Raw genomic sequence first — 15,335 nt, forward strand, 5'->3', positions numbered from 1 at the left:
ATTGTCCTCAAAACCACTAACTTCTAGACCTATGGGACACCGCAAACATGATAAGCGCAGGGTAAAAATAGGAGAAATGTTATGACACTTAAACCAGAACAAGACCTAAATAATGTTCAAAAAAGAGCGCTAAGTGTTTTTACCGCAGGTATATCTAACGGTGAATTTGGCTTTCCCCCTGAAACGTTGATTGAGGTTGAAAAGGGGAAAGGTGCCAAACTCTGGGACAGCGGCGGGCAAGAATATCTCGATTTTTCGATAGGTTGGGGGTCTTGTCTGGTTGGTCATGCGCGAGAAGAAGTTGTTGAAGCCGTCCAAAAACAAGCAGAGTTGGGATCAAATTTTGCTTATTTGAATAATCATGCGCTACAGCTCGCCGAAGAAATACAAAGAATTGCGCCGGCCATTGATCGATTAAGATTCTGTGCGTCTGGTACAGAAGCAACGATGTACTGCCAGCGATTGGCGCGGGCATTTACGGGCAAGAAAAAGATATTGAAGTTTGAAGGGGCTTATCATGGTGCGAATGAAGCGGGTGTTACATCCCTTTTTCCACATCAAAATTTATCTTTTCCAACCCCGGAGCTCACCTCTGCTGGCACCCCAATGGCGATAGAAAACCTTTTGGTTGCGCCTTATAATGATTTGGAAACAACAAAAGAAATTATAGATAGTTATGCGGATGACATCGCCGGGGTTCTCATGGAACCTTTACAGCGCTGTACGCCGCCAATCCCGGGGTTTTTGGAAGGTGTCCGAGCGCTTTGCGATACACAGGGTATCCCGCTTATCTTTGACGAAGTGGTCACAGGGTTTCGATTGGCCTATGGCGGTGCACAAGAAAAATATGGAGTGATCCCTGACCTTGTTGCTTATGGTAAAGCTCTGGGAGGTGGGTATCCCATCGGTGCGTTTGGCGGCAGGGCGGATATTATGGACCATGTAAATGAGCACTATATTGGTCAAGATAATTATGTTTGGATGGCCTCGACTCTGGGGGGAAACCCCATTTCTACCGCAGCAGCCAATGCTGCACTTTCCGTTTATCGTGTGCCGAGGACCTATGAGAAGCTGTTTGAGACAGGGGAGTATTTGCGTGCAAATCTAAGACGTATTCTTAGTAGTCTGGGAGAGCCTGCGCAGGTAATCGGTGATGGCCCTTTGGCGCAGATCGTTTTTACAGATCAAGAGGTTTTCAATTATCGTTCAACGGCGCTGGGGGATAAAAAGAAAGGTCGTAAGATGATGTTGGGCCTTTTTAAAAGGGGCATTTTCCTGAATCCAATGGGGACAAAGCTCTATATCTCAATTGCTCATGACAAAAGTATTTGTGATGCTTTTTTGACGCGTTTTGAAGATTGCTTACGAGAAGATGTTCTCTAACTAAAAGCGTGTTTATTCAATGGTTACAGAAAATGGAAGTCGGAAATGATTAATAACAATGATGAATAGCAGAGTGTTATTTTTGTGATTGTCTTAAAATGATCATATTGTTTGCATACTTTTCTTAATTATTCAGGTAACTCTAATGAATAAGTGTTCTTGGCTTGTTCTGGCGTTGAGGCTTTTCTGTTTTTTTAGATAAATTTTATCTTAACATTTGATCGATCGTGATCGGCAGAGTATCAATTCCTGAATAGATCCTGAAAGTAGTTTAAAGAATGGTTCATGAAAGAGTTCGAGCATATGCCTGAGATTGGTGACATTTTTTCTAAAAGGCACGCATCGTACCAAGATTGGGAAGTTGTCGAGGTTTATAAATCGACAATTGACGGGCTTGAATACGCCCGACTCCGCAATAAAAATATTGGGGATAAATCTGTAAGTGCTGTTGAATTGACGCGTCGTGGTTCTGATTGGTTGCGAAAAGCACCTGTTTGAAGCAAACGATAGATTTTTCGAATTTAAAGCCCGCTGTATAGCGGGTTTTTTATGTTCTGAACCTTTTCTCTAGATAACCAGATACTGCCTGAGTCTGATTTGTGTCCGTAGGGTGACAATTATATGTTAAGCCCCTCTGCGCCCTTAGTTGACCTTGATGTGATCGTAGATCCTCCATAATTTCGAGCAACTGTCATAATTTCAATTTATATATTACAGAGGTGCTCCATGAAGGAAAAAAGTCCAGAAAAATTACCCGTTGTTGGTGATGTTTATTCAAAGCGAACTCGTTTTTTACAAGATTGGATTGTGACAGACATTTACAAATCCCATGTTGATGGGGTTATTTACGCACGGCTTAAAAACCCATTGATGGGTGAAAAAAATGTTGGCGCTGCTGAACTGGTTCGAAAAAAATCTGATTGGACCAAGAAAACGGTTAACCAGTCTCAGGTTGATCCTGTACTGGATTTCTCTTTGGAGCAGCAAGGCGAGAAAAACCCGCTGAGAGTTTAAGAACCCTTTTGCTTTTTGTCGCAAAAAGTCATCCTGAGGGCTTATTTTTCAGGAAGATATAAGAACTTATTCGTTAATACTTATTTGTTATCTTTCAGGTTAGGTTTGGTCGATCTGATGGGTGGCAAATAGTGGTTGTGTTTTGAGTTCGAAATTTAAGAAAATGGCCGAGAGTAGAAATTTATATTCTGCTGTTTTTGAGCCAGATCGCCTGCGTTTGTATGGATGTTTTATTCTAGGGATCTGCTTGTTCCGGGCGATTGCCCTGATATCCTCTTTCGACAACATGCTGGATACGGATAACAGTCCGGCAGGTTATGATTTTATAACTTTTTGGTCAGCAGGTTATCTTGCGCTTTTGGGGACGCCCGAAGCTGTATTTGTTCGGGAAAGGATCGTTGAGATACAACAGTTGGCGGTGCCTGGGAATCAATCCGTATTTTTGTGGCACTATCCGCCAACTTTCATGTTGTTATCAACTACTTTTGCGACAATCCCATATCTTGCGTCATATTTTTTGTTTATCGGTAGCAGCTTTCTTTTCTACGTATATTCATTAAAGCGATTATTCGACCATCCCTATGCTATATTACTGATTGTTGCCTATCCGGCAGTGTACCTGACGATGGTTCACGGGCAGAATTCCTTGTTAAGTACAGGATTACTTGCCTGTGCCATTTTTTATTTTCGATCCAAGCCTCTTCTCGCGGGGGTGTTTATCGGATTATTAGCCTTTAAACCACAATTGGGCGTTCTTATTCCACTGGTGCTCCTTGTCTCTCAACAATGGCGGGTGTTCTTCTCTGCGGCCTTAACTACAAGTCTTTTTGTTGGACTATCGTTTGTCGTATTTGGCTGGGAACTTTGGGAGATGTTCTTCCAGAACATGTCGGTGGTTAAGTCCGTTATGAGCCAGGGATTTTTGCTTTCTGAAAAAATGCCAAGCCTATATATAACGCTTAAAATGGTGGGGCTGACCGATGGCTTCTCTTTTGGGGCACATTGGGTGATGGCTTTTGTCGTGGTGGCTGTTCTTGTGTGGCTTTGGTACCGTTGCGGCCCTACGAATATGGCTTTTGCTGCGCTTATCTCTGCAACGTTATTAATTCTTCCGTACCTTTTTGATTATGAAATGACGTTACTGTCAATTCCGATAGTCCTGCTTGCGATGGATGTCGCGCAAAAAGGTGGCGCGATATGGGAGAAAATTATTCTTGTTAGCGCGTTCGTAACGCCGCTGATTCTTGCTGGCATAGGGCAGAACTTTAATATTCAAATAGGATTTCCTGTTATTTTCGCTCTGTTTGTTTTGGCGGTTTCACGTGCAGCCTCAAAACTGAGAGAGGAAGCAGCCCCTTAACCGGGCTTGCCATCCAGCCTTGGTCGGCCCATCAAGGGGATGAAGTTAAGTAGGTAAAGGCCAAAAGCAATAACCCAGAAGAGTGATGATAGGTACAGTAATTGTTCCGAGAGTTCGCTCTCAATAAAGGGTTGAATGACTCGAAAAATTGCAGAGAAGGTCAGCGCATATAACGCGGTTGTCAGATACAGGTTCGTTTTAAGAATGCTACCCGTATGGCCTAGGCCGGCACGGACCGTCACCACAAGGATCATCGTGCCAATAGCCCCTGCCGTCAGGGCGTGAAGGGCGCTTTCCCAGAAGTAACCGTAAGCGAGAAAACCATAAGCTTTTAGCGTTAAGCCAATAGGGATCCATAGATAGGCAATGTGCATCGCCCATAACAGGGGATCAGATAGGGTCATCCACCCTTTCCAGAAATAAAGGCGGGCGAGATGTAATCCTGCAAGCAGGGCACAGAAGTATGCAAACAAATAGGGCCAATTATCAGCAACGAATAGATCGCCAATCATCATTATTGCTGTGCCGATGATGCACAGGATGCTGAGTTTACCAGGAGCCGCTATGTCGACGGATTTTCCTTGGGCGGCGAGGGCGTTACGCGTAAAGGCAGGAATAATACGCCCTCCGATAATAGTGATTAAAAGTATCAAAAGAGATATGGCTGCTTCCAGAACGGTTCTTGATGAATGCGGTACGACCCCTGAATCCGAGAGATAAAAACACAAATTGAAGATGGCAAGTATCATGAATATTCCGGGTAACATAAGGTTTCGTTTGTTCCCGGTTTTAATAAGTATTTTTGCTGTGTAGATAGCCAGAACAGGAAGAAAAAGGAGGTCAATGGTGGCAAGGAAGTTATACGGGAGAGATGTTCCGGCCCACAGGGATAACCTTCCAAAGAGCCAGAGGCTAAAGAGAGCTATTAATGGTTTGCCAGCTAAAGGTGCTGTATTTGTCCAGTTCGGCATGGCTGTGAGTATGAAGCCAGCTATTGCAGCAACGCCAAAGCCATAGATCATTTCATGGCCGTGAATGAGTGACCGGGCGATGTGCGTTTCATAATCGATGATCCCAGCAAGTATCAGAACCCAGAGCGACAGGACAATCAGAGCATATAGTGCTCCGGCTGTGAAAAAGGGTCTAAACCCTGCCCGCCAAAAGGGTGAACTTGCTGAAATCATGATATCAATGTTCCTTATGGTTACTCTTTATCATGTATATTATATGCATCTATAGTGGTATGTGACAGAGCCGCGCAGTTTATTTTTCTTAAATAACATATTTTTTATTTCAAATTGGTTTGTTAAACCGCCTGCGAGTAAGTCATTTCTCTTGACCCATGGTATTGGTCAAACAGGGCGCATACGGCTCTGACCAATGCCCTTGCATCATGTTCTACAATGATAACCCCATTTTGATACCGGGCTATTTTATCATCGACAAAAGTTTGCAAGGCACTGATTTCGTAGTCGAACTCGTCAATTGAGCTTTGAAATTTATTGCAGATTTCAATCAAATCTACCTCATGGTAACACATAAGCTGTTCGATAATTGCGGCCCGTAATTTGTCCTGACCTTTGAAAGGAATAGATTTGGCGACGGCAAAATCTCCATTATCAATTGCAGCACGATAGTTTCTGATCGCGACGATATTTTGGACAAACCCGCTTGGTAGCGCACCGATAGAAGATGCGCCAAACCCGATCATCGCGTCTGCTTTATCTGTCGTATAACCTTGGAAGTTACGTCTGAGGGTTCCGTTTTTAAAAGCAATTGCCATGGGGTCATCAGGTTTTGCAAAATGGTCCAGACCTATCCGGACAAAGCCATAGCTTTGTAATAGTTCTGCCGCCGCTTCCTGTTGCTCAAATCTTTCGTTGAAATCGGGGAGGACTTCTTCGGGGATGAGGCGCTGATGAGGTTTTAATGACGGAATGTGCGCATAACCAAAGAGGGCTATGCGTTCGGGGGCCATGGTCATGACCTGACGAATGGTTTCCAATACTGATTCTACCGTTTGATAAGGAAGGCCATACATCAAGTCCATGTTGATACCGTGGACGCCTTCTTCATGTAACCAATTGGCAACCTTTGCGGTCTGTTCAATTGGTTGAATGCGGTTAATGGCCCTTTGTACCTTGTCTTGGATATCCTGTACCCCAAGACTGGCCCGGTTAACACCACCCTGAGCCCAGGCTCTGATAGCCTCTTGGCTTATATCCCGTGGATCAATCTCGACTGCTATTTCTGCATCATCGGTAAAGGTGAAGGCTTCATGGAATGTCTGGAAGAGTTCTTTTACATCTTCCGGTACTAAAATGGTTGGGCTGCCACCACCAAAATGCATATGATTAACCGGGCGTCCTCGGCCCGTGACATCTGCGGTCATAAGGATCTCTTTTTGTAAAGACCCCATGTACTCTTTTATTGGTTTATATTTTTGGGTGATCTTGGTGTGGCACCCACAAAACCAGCAGAGGCTATCACAATAAGGGATGTGAGAATACAGAGAGAGTGGCATCTCTTTTGGAATAGCCTTCAGCCAGTCAGTGTAGGTACTGACCTCAAAGTCGGGCTTAAAAAGATGTGCCGTAGGGTAGCTCGTATAACGAGGAACCCCTTTGTCGTATTTTTGAATGATCTCTGTTTTCATAAACCATGGAATATCCGAACTGTGATCAGCTATCCTTGATTTATGTCAAGAATGAAGAGTGAGGCTTAATCAGAGATGTTTATTGGCTTAGGGATGCTTTGTCTTTGTCTGAGATGTTTTTTTGACGCTGACGTATTTCTTTCGGCCATTTACTTTTGATGAAAGCCAGAACCTTGTTTATCTCTACATCGTGGAGAGTTTTGTTAAATGCAGGCATGTTGCTGTTGAAGCCTTTCGGGGCGATGGCTCCGCCGCCAAATTTTGTTATATGAAAAAGTATGCGATCTGGGTGGTGCCAGGTATGCCCGTCTTTATTATGAGGTGGTGCACGTAGAGATCCATCTTCTTTTGAGCTACGCCAATTCGCTTCTCCTTGGAGTTGGCTGCCATGGCAGGATGCACAATTTTGTTGGTAAAGTTTCTCGCCCTCTATGATATCAAATGAATTAATGTAACCAGAAGCCGAAATCTTATCGGCTGTTTCCGATTTTTGAAAAAGATCTGGGGAGTAGAAAATAAAATAACTCCCCACTATAATACCTATTGCAACTAAGAGGATTATTTTGTGGCACGTTAAAAATTGGCGTTGGAAATGTCCCCAAAAACGAAAGGCCATTGTAATAATCCCTGTTCAGCTTAACTTTAGTACGTAGAGAATATAATGACAGGATCATAAATGTTCCTCCCACTGTAAGCTCAAGGGAAAAAGACAAACTACACTATTAGTAAACGCTAATGATAAACTTAACTCGTTCTTATTCTGTGTCGCGGCATATATTGCTTTTTATCCCTAACGAGGTAACTTAACATTGCATAAGATAAGTAGATGAGAAGGCTTTGTTGGTTCCTCAGATCTAAAGTGATCTAGTTACTGCAAAACAGGAAAAAGCCCCATCTGGAGAGACGTACACCCGCAAGAGGAGATTAAATTGGCTCTTGGTAAGGACACCCTGAATACTCGCCGCCAGCTTAATGTAAATGGCAAGACATACGACTATTATAGTCTCGAGGAAGCTTCCAAGACACTCGGGGATATATCCCGTTTGCCTTTTTCTCTGAAAGTACTTTTAGAAAACCTGTTACGGTTTGAAGACGATCGCAGCGTCAAGGTTGATGACATCAAAGCGATGGCTGAATGGCTGAAAAATCGTACGTCGGATAGTGAAATTGCCTATCGCCCTGCACGTGTTCTTATGCAGGATTTTACAGGGGTTCCTGCTGTTGTTGATTTAGCTGCTATGCGTCAGGCTATGGTGGAAATGGGCGGGGACCCCAAGAAGATCAACCCTCTTTCCCCTGTCGATCTTGTTATTGATCACTCCGTAATGGTTGATTCATTCGGCGGCGCAGATTCATTCCAGAAAAACGTTGATCTGGAGTTTGAGCGTAACGGAGAACGTTATTCTTTCCTGCGCTGGGGACAAACTGCTTTTGATAACTTCCGCGTTGTTCCCCCGGGAACAGGTATCTGCCATCAGGTGAACCTTGAAAACCTCGCACAGGTTGTTTGGACGAAAGAAGAGAATGGCTCTACGGTTGCCTACCCTGATACGTTAGTGGGAACTGATTCCCATACAACCATGGTAAATGGCCTTTCCGTACTCGGTTGGGGTGTCGGCGGGATCGAAGCAGAAGCGGCAATGCTTGGACAGCCTGTTTCCATGGTAATCCCTGAGGTTGTTGGTATGAAACTTACCGGCAAGATGAAAGAGGGAACAACCGCGACTGATCTGGTCTTGACCGTTACTGAAATTCTTCGCGCCCATGGTGTTGTTGGGAAGTTCGTTGAGTTCTTTGGTGCTGGTCTTGATAATCTGACTTTGGCTGATCAGGCGACAATCGCAAACATGGCGCCGGAATACGGGGCGACCTGTGGCTTCTTCCCGATTGATGCAGAGACTATCAGATACCTCAGCTTTACCTGTCGTGATGCTGATCGCGTTGCTTTGGTCGAAGCTTATGCTAAGGCACAGGGGATGTGGCGAGAGACAAACACACCTGATCCGATCTTTACATCTTCACTAGAACTTGACCTTTCAACGGTTGAGCCAAGTCTTGCCGGACCAAAGCGTCCACAAGATCGTATTTCTCTCAGCAATCTTGCACCAAAATCTATCGAACTGATCAATGAAGCTTTGGGGGATAAGGCAGGTGATAAATCCCCTGTTGAAGGTAAAGATTACGAACTGAGCAATGGCGATGTCATGATCGCTGCCATTACCAGCTGTACCAATACTTCGAACCCGTCGGTACTTATCGGTGCTGGTCTTGTCGCGAAAAAAGCGGTTGAATTGGGCCTTACCTCGAAACCTTGGGTGAAAACATCATTGGCCCCGGGATCACAAGTAGTGACTGATTACCTCGAGAAGGCGGGACTTCAGGATTACCTCAATCAAATTGGTTTTGATCTCGTTGGCTATGGTTGCACGACCTGTATTGGGAATTCTGGCCCGCTTGCCGATGAGCATATCGTTGCCATTGATAACAAAGAATTACAGGTTGCAGCGGTTCTGTCCGGAAACCGTAATTTCGAAGGTCGCGTTAGCCCGCAGACACGTCTGAACTATTTAGCGTCGCCGCCGCTTGTCGTCGCCTATGCGCTGGCAGGTAATGTGACCATTGATCTTTTGAATGATCCGATTGGGCAGAGCAAAGATGGTCAAGATGTTTATCTGAAAGATATTTGGCCGACGTCAAAAGAGATTCAGGAAATCTCTAACGTTGCGCTAACGCCGGAAATGTTCAAAGAGCGTTATGACAACGTTTTTGAAGGTCCCCAGCAATGGAAAGAAATCGAAACGGCGACTGGTTTGACCTATGACTGGAATGACCAAAGTACGTACGTTCAGTATCCGCCATTCTTTGAGGGCATGAGCAAGGAAGCTGGCGACCTTAGCGATATTGCTGGCGCACGTCCCCTTCTGGTTCTTGCTGACAATATCACAACTGATCATATTTCGCCTGCGGGTGCGATCAAAGCTGATAGCCCAGGGGGCGAATATCTTACTAGCCACCAGGTACGTCCAATCGACTTTAACTCTTACGGGTCTCGTCGCGGTAACCACGAAGTTATGATGCGGGGCACTTTTGCCAACATTCGTATTAAGAACGAGATGGTACCGGGTACAGAAGGCGGATTTTCTAAATACAAAGGCGAAGTTATGCCCGTGTATGATGCAGCCATGAAGTACATCGATGATGGCACGCCGCTTGTTGTCTTTGGAGGCAAGGAATACGGCATGGGCTCGTCACGTGACTGGGCTGCCAAGGGAACCCGTTTGTTAGGTGTTAAGGCGGTTATTGTTGAAAGTTTTGAGCGTATTCACCGTTCCAACCTTGTTTTCATGGGCGTCCTCCCGCTTGTCTTCAAAGATGGTGTAACCCGTGAAACGCTTGGTATTACGGGGGATGAGACGATTGATATTTCTGGTGTTGAAAATGGTATTACGCCGGGTATGGATGTTGACTGTCGTATCAGCCGTCCGGATGGTTCGGTCGAAGATATTAAGCTGAAGTGCCGTATTGATACCGCAGATGAAGTCGAATATTTCCGCCATGGTGGTATTCTTCACTATGTACTGCGTAACTTGATCAATGATGAGACTTAAACCACTTGTATGAGTGACAGAAAGGCAGCCCATCGGGCTGCCTTTTTTTGTTGGTTAGGATGAGGCAAATTAGATATCGAGGGCAAATCTTGTTTTGCTCGTGTAGACTTTCCTTGCTCGCGTAAACTTGAATATGACGTGACTGGAGCTCTCGCTAAAAGAGGCATAGTCTTTGAATATGAAATATTTAAAGACTCTATTTAAGCGTCCGTTTGTGCAAGTTGCTTTTGTTGCGCTTGGCCTCTCGTCTGCTTGGGCCTATATGGCGATAAGCGGTACCTCTAGCGAGGTTGTTCGGGCTGCGGAAAAACGCTTGGCTCAAGGACAGTTGGTTGCACAGGCTGCTAATGTTGCTGGACTTTCCGAAACAGCACCTGTGGTTATTGAACTCTTTACGTCGCAGGGCTGTAGCTCCTGCCCGCCAGCCGATGCGCTTTTAACTGAGCTTGCTGATCAACCCGGAATTATTGCCCTGTCGTATCATGTTGATTATTGGGACTATATTGGGTGGAAAGATCCTTTTTCCAGCCCGGAAGCAACGCAACGTCAGCGTGATTACGGTTCCACCATGTCTTTACGATATGTCTATACACCGCAATTGGTTATTGATGGACGTAAAGAGCTGGTTGGATCCCGACGGGGCGACGTTTTGCTCGGGATAGAAGAAGCTGCCAGAACGGGTAAGACTGTATCTCTGTCTGTTGCAGGTAATGCCTTTACTGAACCAACGGTAAATTTTAGCAAAGAGCTTCCGCTTGGGGGATCAGCTACCTTGTGGGTGGCCGTTTTTGATGAAGAGCACGAGACGGAAATTCAACGGGGTGAGAACAAAGGGCTATTTATGGTCAACAAACACGTTGTTCGCGGGTTTGAGCACGCTGCTGAATGGAATGGGAAAGATGCCTCCGTCTCGTTTAGCTTTGCTTCGCTTGGGTTGTCTCCGAAAGATGGATATGCCTTGTTACTACAAGATGGTCTTGGTGGTGCAATTCTTGGGGCCGTTTTAAACGAAAGTAACCCGAGTTAATTCCTGTCCAAATTGGGTTAAAAGTCTTTATCTTGCGAACGAAAAAAGGCGGTTGAGATTACTCAACCGCCTTTTTGGTCTTATTATGATAGAGAGGTCTTATGATAGACCCTTACCCATAACGCGAGACATGCGTTGCGCAAATGTCGCGGCGTCGGATGGAATTTGTCCTTCGAGAATTCTTGCCTGATCTAACAGAAGCCAGGCAATGTCTTCAAGTTCTTTGGCAGCACCATCTTCTTTGATCAGGGTAGAAAGCCGCTTGACGAGATCGTGTTTCGGGTTGATTTCGAGCACACGTTTACTGGCTTCATCGACCTGTTTGTGGCTCCGTAGAATACGCTCCAGATGGATATCCATGTCGCCTTCATCGGCCACAAGACAAACGGCAGAGTCGGTGAGGCGTTCTGAACTGCGGATATCTTTAACTTCCCCTTCGAGGGTCAGTTTCATATACCCGAGCAGGGCGCCGAGTTCAGCTTTATCTTCTTCTTTGTCTTTTGATGAATCATCTTTGTCATCCGCACTGTCGATCTTGTTCAAATCGGCACCGCCACGGGTAACAGATTTAAAGCCTTTGCCTTCGTACTCGTTAATGGATGTTACCCAGAATTCATCGACGGGGTCATGAAGAACAAGCACATCCACATCTTTGGCTTTGAAGCCTTCAATCTGTGGGCTACGACGAAGTGCCTGCTCATCTTCACCAGAGATATAGTAGATATGCTCTTGGCCCTCTTTCATTTTTTCGAGATAATCCGCAAGGCTGATCCAGCTATCGGTTTTGATGGATTTGAAGCGGCAGAGTTTTAAGAGAGCATCTTTTTGCGGCAGATCTTCATAGAGACCTTCTTTGAGGACAGAGCCAAAGTTTTCCCAGAATTTCAGATATTCTTCCTGCTCGTTCTCAGCTTTTTTCTCGAGGATGCCAAGGACACGTTTCACAATGCCGCCGCGAATTTTACGCAGCATTGGGTTGTCCTGAAGCATCTCACGGCTGATGTTGAGCGGTAGATCTTCTGAATCAATCACGCCTTTCAGGAACCGCATATAGGCGGGAATAAGCTCTTGGCAGTCATCGGTGATAAAGACCCGGCGGACATAAAGCTTTACGCCGTGTTTGCGATCTGGGTGGAAGAGGTCAAAGGGCTTGCTGCCAGGAATGTAAAGAAGACCAGAATATTCCAGCACACCTTCAACGCGGAAGTGTTCGCGTAGCCATGGGTCGTCATAAGCATGGGCAACGTGATGGTAAAACTCTTTGTACTGTTCATCTGTTACATCGGATTTACTCCGGGTCCAGATCGCAGAAGCAGAATTCAGCGTTTCCCATTCTGCCTCATTATCTTCCGGGGTATTCTCAATGCTGCCATCTTCGTTTTCTGCCGTTTCGTTTTCTGGGGATGCTTTTTTGAGTCGGATGGGAATTGGAATATGATCTGAATAGGTTTTGATGATGGTGCGAAGACGTAGTTCTTCACTAAACTCTTTTTGCTCTTCTTTCAGGTGCAGCGTGATAGAGGTTCCACGCATGGGTTTCTCAACTTCGGCAATGGTGAATTTGCCTTTGCCATCTGAATCCCATTGCCAACCCTGATCTTCGCCGGCACGACGACTGGTAACGCTGACCTTGTCGGCTACCATATAACTGGAATAGAAACCAACACCGAACTGACCGATCAGATTACTGCCGTCTTTGCTGCTTTCCATCTGTTCCATAAAAGCGCTGGTGCCAGAACGCGCGATGGTACCAAGGTTATCAATAAGCTCTTGGCGGTTCATGCCGATGCCGTTATCGCTGATGGTAAGCGTGTTGGCAGTTGAATCTATTTCCAAGTCGATCCTGAAATCGGGATCGTCTTTCATCAGGTCGCCATCTGTTACTGCCAAGTACCGAAGTTTATCGCACGCGTCAGACGCATTGGAAATGAGCTCGCGCAGAAAGATTTCTTTATTGGAATAAAGCGAATGGGCCACGATGTCCAAGAGCCGGGAAACCTCGGCCTGGAAGGAAAGTTGTTCCTCAGACATGATTGTATAATCCACCTTTTAACTATTCGAAATAATATTGCTAATCTCTTGGCCTTATTTATCAAGAGCAAAAGACATATGGCTTAATAAGATCAGTATTTCAAGTTATCTAACTGATGAAGAGGTGTTGGCTGACTTCAAAGCTATTGCAGGAATTTTGTGATCCTGTAAAAACATAGAGACAATTTGTTGTGATTGTGCAGATCGTGTGCTCGGGCAAGGGGTTTTATCATTATGTCTAATCGGTTTTCTAAATCGATGTTGTTGGCTTTTTCTTTGGTGCTTGGTGGGTGTGCTGCTGGACCGAATTCTTCACCAAATATGGTGTTTGAACGCAAGGGTGTCGCCGTGCCAACCATGACACAATATCAGTATTGTCATGGGTATGGATGCGCGAGACAATTAAGTCTGACCGTGAGTGATGCAGATAAGCAAGGACTGATCAAAGCCTTTGGTGTACCACAAACCCCACAGCAAGAGCGGGCTGCGATGGCAAAGGCGGTTGCTTATATGGAGCAAACGAATGCGCCAAAGGCTGGGACTGAAAATGATATCGGCGGCACCTTTACAGGTTATGGGCAATCGGGACAGCTTGATTGTGAAGATGAGGCTGTAAACACCACGACAACGCTGATGTTCCTCAGCAAATTGGGATTGATTAAACATCACAGACTACGGTCTCAGGTTACCCGAGGATTCTTTATTGGTGGATGGCCCCATACGTCTGCGGCTGTTGTTGATGTTTCTACCGGGAAAAGTTTCGCGATTGATTCTTGGTTTGAAAATAGCGGTGTAAAGCCGCATATTGTGCCATATGAAATGTGGTCTTCCGGGTGGGACCCTGGGAAGGACGGACCTGTTCCGACTGGGTTGCAATAAAGTAACCTGTTAATACATACTTTAAATATAGATTAGTTCAGATACAGGTTAACCAAGGCGGTGCCCTAGATCTTCTGGTGGAATTATCGTTGTGATGATTGCTGTCAAGGTCAGTATAATCAACACGAGTGTGATTTCAGCTCTTATTGACCGTTTGAGTTTTTCGGCTGCTGGTGCCTGACCTGTTTTGAATTGGGGTACCAGCCTTAATTTGTTTAAAGCCGCAAAGCATAAGAGCAGGACAACAAAAACCGTTTTTGCTATAAGCATCAATCCATAATCGGTTGTGAGGCCATTTATGCCACCGGTGATGAGCCAGGCCATCCCTATTCCTGTAGCAAGCAGAAGAGGGACTAAAAAGACAGCAATGGTTCCAAATCGTTCCAATGTTCCTGATGCAGTTTGTTTTTTCTGATTAATAAGCGCGAGTAGGGGAATGAAACTGCCGACCCAAAAACTGGCGATAGACAGGTGCCCAATAATAAAAATTTTCAACAACCACGTTGGTGAATAGAACCCGGTATGCCCTGACAAAGCATAAGTGATGGGAATTAGAAATAAGACCAAAAGACCATAGATGGGATGGTTTATTTTCGATGCCGATAGGATACCAATTAACCCTAGGCCAAGAAATAATTGTGTGTATCCTGTCGAAGAAGACAACACCAGAGCGATCATATCTAGATCATAAAACGCACTTAGATCTCCTGCAGAAAGCCAGATTACCTGTGTTCCCAGGTTGATAATGATGAGCGTGATTCCCAGTAGGCTTGATCTGGCAATAAAGGAATAAAGCTCTGATCGAATGTTTCTGGTTTCTTGTCGAAATATATATAGAAAAAGTAACGTGCCGCCGGAAAAGAGACTACAGCCATAGATGGCTGTTTTTAGAAATGCGAGTAAATATTCCGTATTTTCTATCATGTGATCCTGGCAGACTTAAGGTGAAATAGTAAAGGTAATCTGTCCCTTAATCGGGTGCCCATCCGCAGAAATTCCCCGCCAGATAACACGATAGGTTCCTGCGTTTAAAGATGGGGGGAACGCTATTTTTTCCGTAACGGGATTCAGGCTTTTATCTTGATCTAGTGTGAGCTCGTTTCCTTCATTATCCAACAACTTCAAAGTCGTGATTTTGAGGGGTTCCGGGAAAATGAGCTTTATTTCTTCCGGTGATTTCTTGAGAACAGCCTCGTTTGCGGGGATCGTACTTGTAACTTTTGTATGTGCAATACTTTCATTTGGAAGAGAGGTTATTAAAAGTAAAGCTGTGAGTAATGTCGAAAATATTGATTTCATAATCTTCCTCAAAGATTGCAATTTTTGCCAATCATTGAATAATATAATCTTTCCAGTAGGGGGAAGGTCAAATTACAC

Annotated in this window: 13 protein-coding genes; 7 read left to right on the forward strand and 6 right to left on the reverse strand. The window is 45.0% G+C overall.

Annotated features, from left to right (window positions below; all coding sequences use genetic code 11):
• Positions 1–81 precede the first annotated feature (81 nt).
• The 4 genes from ACN0W5_RS01685 (at position 82) to ACN0W5_RS01700 (ending at position 3,757) form a co-directional block, all read left to right on the forward strand.
• Positions 82–1,383 (forward strand): aspartate aminotransferase family protein, encoded by a 1,302-nt coding sequence (locus ACN0W5_RS01685; protein ID WP_417452530.1) that lies wholly within the window; start codon positions 82–84, stop codon positions 1,381–1,383.
• 285 nt (positions 1,384–1,668) lie between these two features.
• Positions 1,669–1,881 (forward strand): hypothetical protein, encoded by a 213-nt coding sequence (locus ACN0W5_RS01690; protein ID WP_299378404.1) that lies wholly within the window; start codon positions 1,669–1,671, stop codon positions 1,879–1,881.
• Positions 1,882–2,109: 228 nt separating this feature from the next.
• The gene (locus ACN0W5_RS01695; RefSeq protein ID WP_417452531.1) at positions 2,110–2,397 is read left to right on the forward strand and encodes a hypothetical protein; all 288 of its coding nucleotides are present in this window, start codon (positions 2,110–2,112) and stop codon (positions 2,395–2,397) included.
• A 163-nt stretch (positions 2,398–2,560) separates the two neighbouring features.
• Positions 2,561–3,757, forward strand: coding sequence for a glycosyltransferase family 87 protein (locus tag ACN0W5_RS01700; RefSeq protein ID WP_417452532.1), 1,197 nt, complete (start codon positions 2,561–2,563; stop codon positions 3,755–3,757).
• On the opposite strand, the gene ACN0W5_RS01705 is transcribed toward ACN0W5_RS01700, so the two are convergent.
• The 3 genes from ACN0W5_RS01705 to ACN0W5_RS01715 all read right to left on the reverse strand — a co-directional run bounded on the left by ACN0W5_RS01705 (position 3,754) and on the right by ACN0W5_RS01715 (position 7,029).
• On the reverse strand, positions 3,754–4,941 hold the full coding sequence (locus ACN0W5_RS01705) for an NnrS family protein (RefSeq protein ID WP_417452533.1): 1,188 nt from the start codon (positions 4,939–4,941) through the stop codon (positions 3,754–3,756). The two genes, ACN0W5_RS01700 and ACN0W5_RS01705, sit on opposite strands and share 4 nt — an antisense overlap.
• Before the next feature lie 122 nt (positions 4,942–5,063).
• Complete coding sequence (gene hemN / locus ACN0W5_RS01710; RefSeq protein WP_417452534.1) at positions 5,064–6,413, reverse strand: oxygen-independent coproporphyrinogen III oxidase; 1,350 nt, start codon at positions 6,411–6,413, stop codon at positions 5,064–5,066.
• Between the two features lie 79 nt (positions 6,414–6,492).
• A complete protein-coding gene (locus ACN0W5_RS01715) occupies positions 6,493–7,029 on the reverse strand; it encodes a c-type cytochrome (RefSeq protein WP_417452535.1) in 537 nt (178 codons plus the stop codon).
• 313 nt (positions 7,030–7,342) lie between these two features.
• On the opposite strand from ACN0W5_RS01715, the gene acnA reads away from it, so the two are divergent.
• Together acnA and ACN0W5_RS01725 are read left to right on the forward strand one after the other, a co-directional pair.
• Complete coding sequence (acnA, locus tag ACN0W5_RS01720; protein ID WP_417452536.1) at positions 7,343–10,021, forward strand: aconitate hydratase AcnA; 2,679 nt, start codon at positions 7,343–7,345, stop codon at positions 10,019–10,021.
• 178 nt (positions 10,022–10,199) lie between these two features.
• Positions 10,200–11,048 carry a DUF1223 domain-containing protein gene (locus tag ACN0W5_RS01725; protein ID WP_417452537.1) on the forward strand — a complete coding sequence of 283 codons (849 nt, stop codon included), beginning with the start codon at positions 10,200–10,202 and terminating at the stop codon, positions 11,046–11,048.
• A 99-nt stretch (positions 11,049–11,147) separates the two neighbouring features.
• On the opposite strand, the gene htpG is transcribed toward ACN0W5_RS01725, so the two are convergent.
• On the reverse strand, positions 11,148–13,079 hold the full coding sequence (htpG, locus tag ACN0W5_RS01730) for a molecular chaperone HtpG (protein WP_417452538.1): 1,932 nt from the start codon (positions 13,077–13,079) through the stop codon (positions 11,148–11,150).
• Between the two features lie 234 nt (positions 13,080–13,313).
• Here htpG and ACN0W5_RS01735 point away from each other — a divergent pair, with 234 nt between their 5' ends.
• Entirely contained in the window at positions 13,314–13,958 is a 645-nt protein-coding gene (locus ACN0W5_RS01735; protein WP_417452539.1) for a hypothetical protein, read from the forward strand.
• A 48-nt stretch (positions 13,959–14,006) separates the two neighbouring features.
• Here ACN0W5_RS01735 and ACN0W5_RS01740 read toward each other — a convergent pair whose 3' ends face one another.
• Complete coding sequence (locus ACN0W5_RS01740; protein ID WP_417452540.1) at positions 14,007–14,882, reverse strand: copper resistance D family protein; 876 nt, start codon at positions 14,880–14,882, stop codon at positions 14,007–14,009.
• 15 nt (positions 14,883–14,897) lie between these two features.
• Positions 14,898–15,257: a copper resistance CopC family protein gene (locus ACN0W5_RS01745; RefSeq protein ID WP_417452541.1), complete on the reverse strand. Its 360-nt coding sequence runs from the start codon at positions 15,255–15,257 to the stop codon at positions 14,898–14,900.
• Positions 15,258–15,335: the final 78 nt, after the last annotated feature.

The organism is Kiloniella sp. (assembly GCF_048270245.1).
GTDB lineage: Bacteria > Pseudomonadota > Alphaproteobacteria > Kiloniellales > Kiloniellaceae > Kiloniella.

Excerpts from the sequence above, each read along its gene's own strand:
- ACN0W5_RS01685 (WP_417452530.1), top strand. The coding sequence starts at position 82 with ATGACACTTAAACCAGAACAAGACCTAAATAATGTTCAAAAAAGAGCG.
- ACN0W5_RS01690 (WP_299378404.1), top strand. The coding sequence starts at position 1,669 with ATGAAAGAGTTCGAGCATATGCCTGAGATTGGTGACATTTTTTCTAAA.
- ACN0W5_RS01695 (WP_417452531.1), top strand. The coding sequence starts at position 2,110 with ATGAAGGAAAAAAGTCCAGAAAAATTACCCGTTGTTGGTGATGTTTAT.
- ACN0W5_RS01700 (WP_417452532.1), top strand. The coding sequence starts at position 2,561 with ATGGCCGAGAGTAGAAATTTATATTCTGCTGTTTTTGAGCCAGATCGC.
- ACN0W5_RS01705 (WP_417452533.1), bottom strand. The coding sequence starts at position 4,941 with ATGATTTCAGCAAGTTCACCCTTTTGGCGGGCAGGGTTTAGACCCTTT.
- hemN (WP_417452534.1), bottom strand. The coding sequence starts at position 6,413 with ATGAAAACAGAGATCATTCAAAAATACGACAAAGGGGTTCCTCGTTAT.
- ACN0W5_RS01715 (WP_417452535.1), bottom strand. The coding sequence starts at position 7,029 with ATGGCCTTTCGTTTTTGGGGACATTTCCAACGCCAATTTTTAACGTGC.
- ACN0W5_RS01725 (WP_417452537.1), top strand. The coding sequence starts at position 10,200 with ATGAAATATTTAAAGACTCTATTTAAGCGTCCGTTTGTGCAAGTTGCT.
- htpG (WP_417452538.1), bottom strand. The coding sequence starts at position 13,079 with ATGTCTGAGGAACAACTTTCCTTCCAGGCCGAGGTTTCCCGGCTCTTG.
- ACN0W5_RS01735 (WP_417452539.1), top strand. The coding sequence starts at position 13,314 with ATGTCTAATCGGTTTTCTAAATCGATGTTGTTGGCTTTTTCTTTGGTG.
- ACN0W5_RS01740 (WP_417452540.1), bottom strand. The coding sequence starts at position 14,882 with ATGATAGAAAATACGGAATATTTACTCGCATTTCTAAAAACAGCCATC.
- ACN0W5_RS01745 (WP_417452541.1), bottom strand. The coding sequence starts at position 15,257 with ATGAAATCAATATTTTCGACATTACTCACAGCTTTACTTTTAATAACC.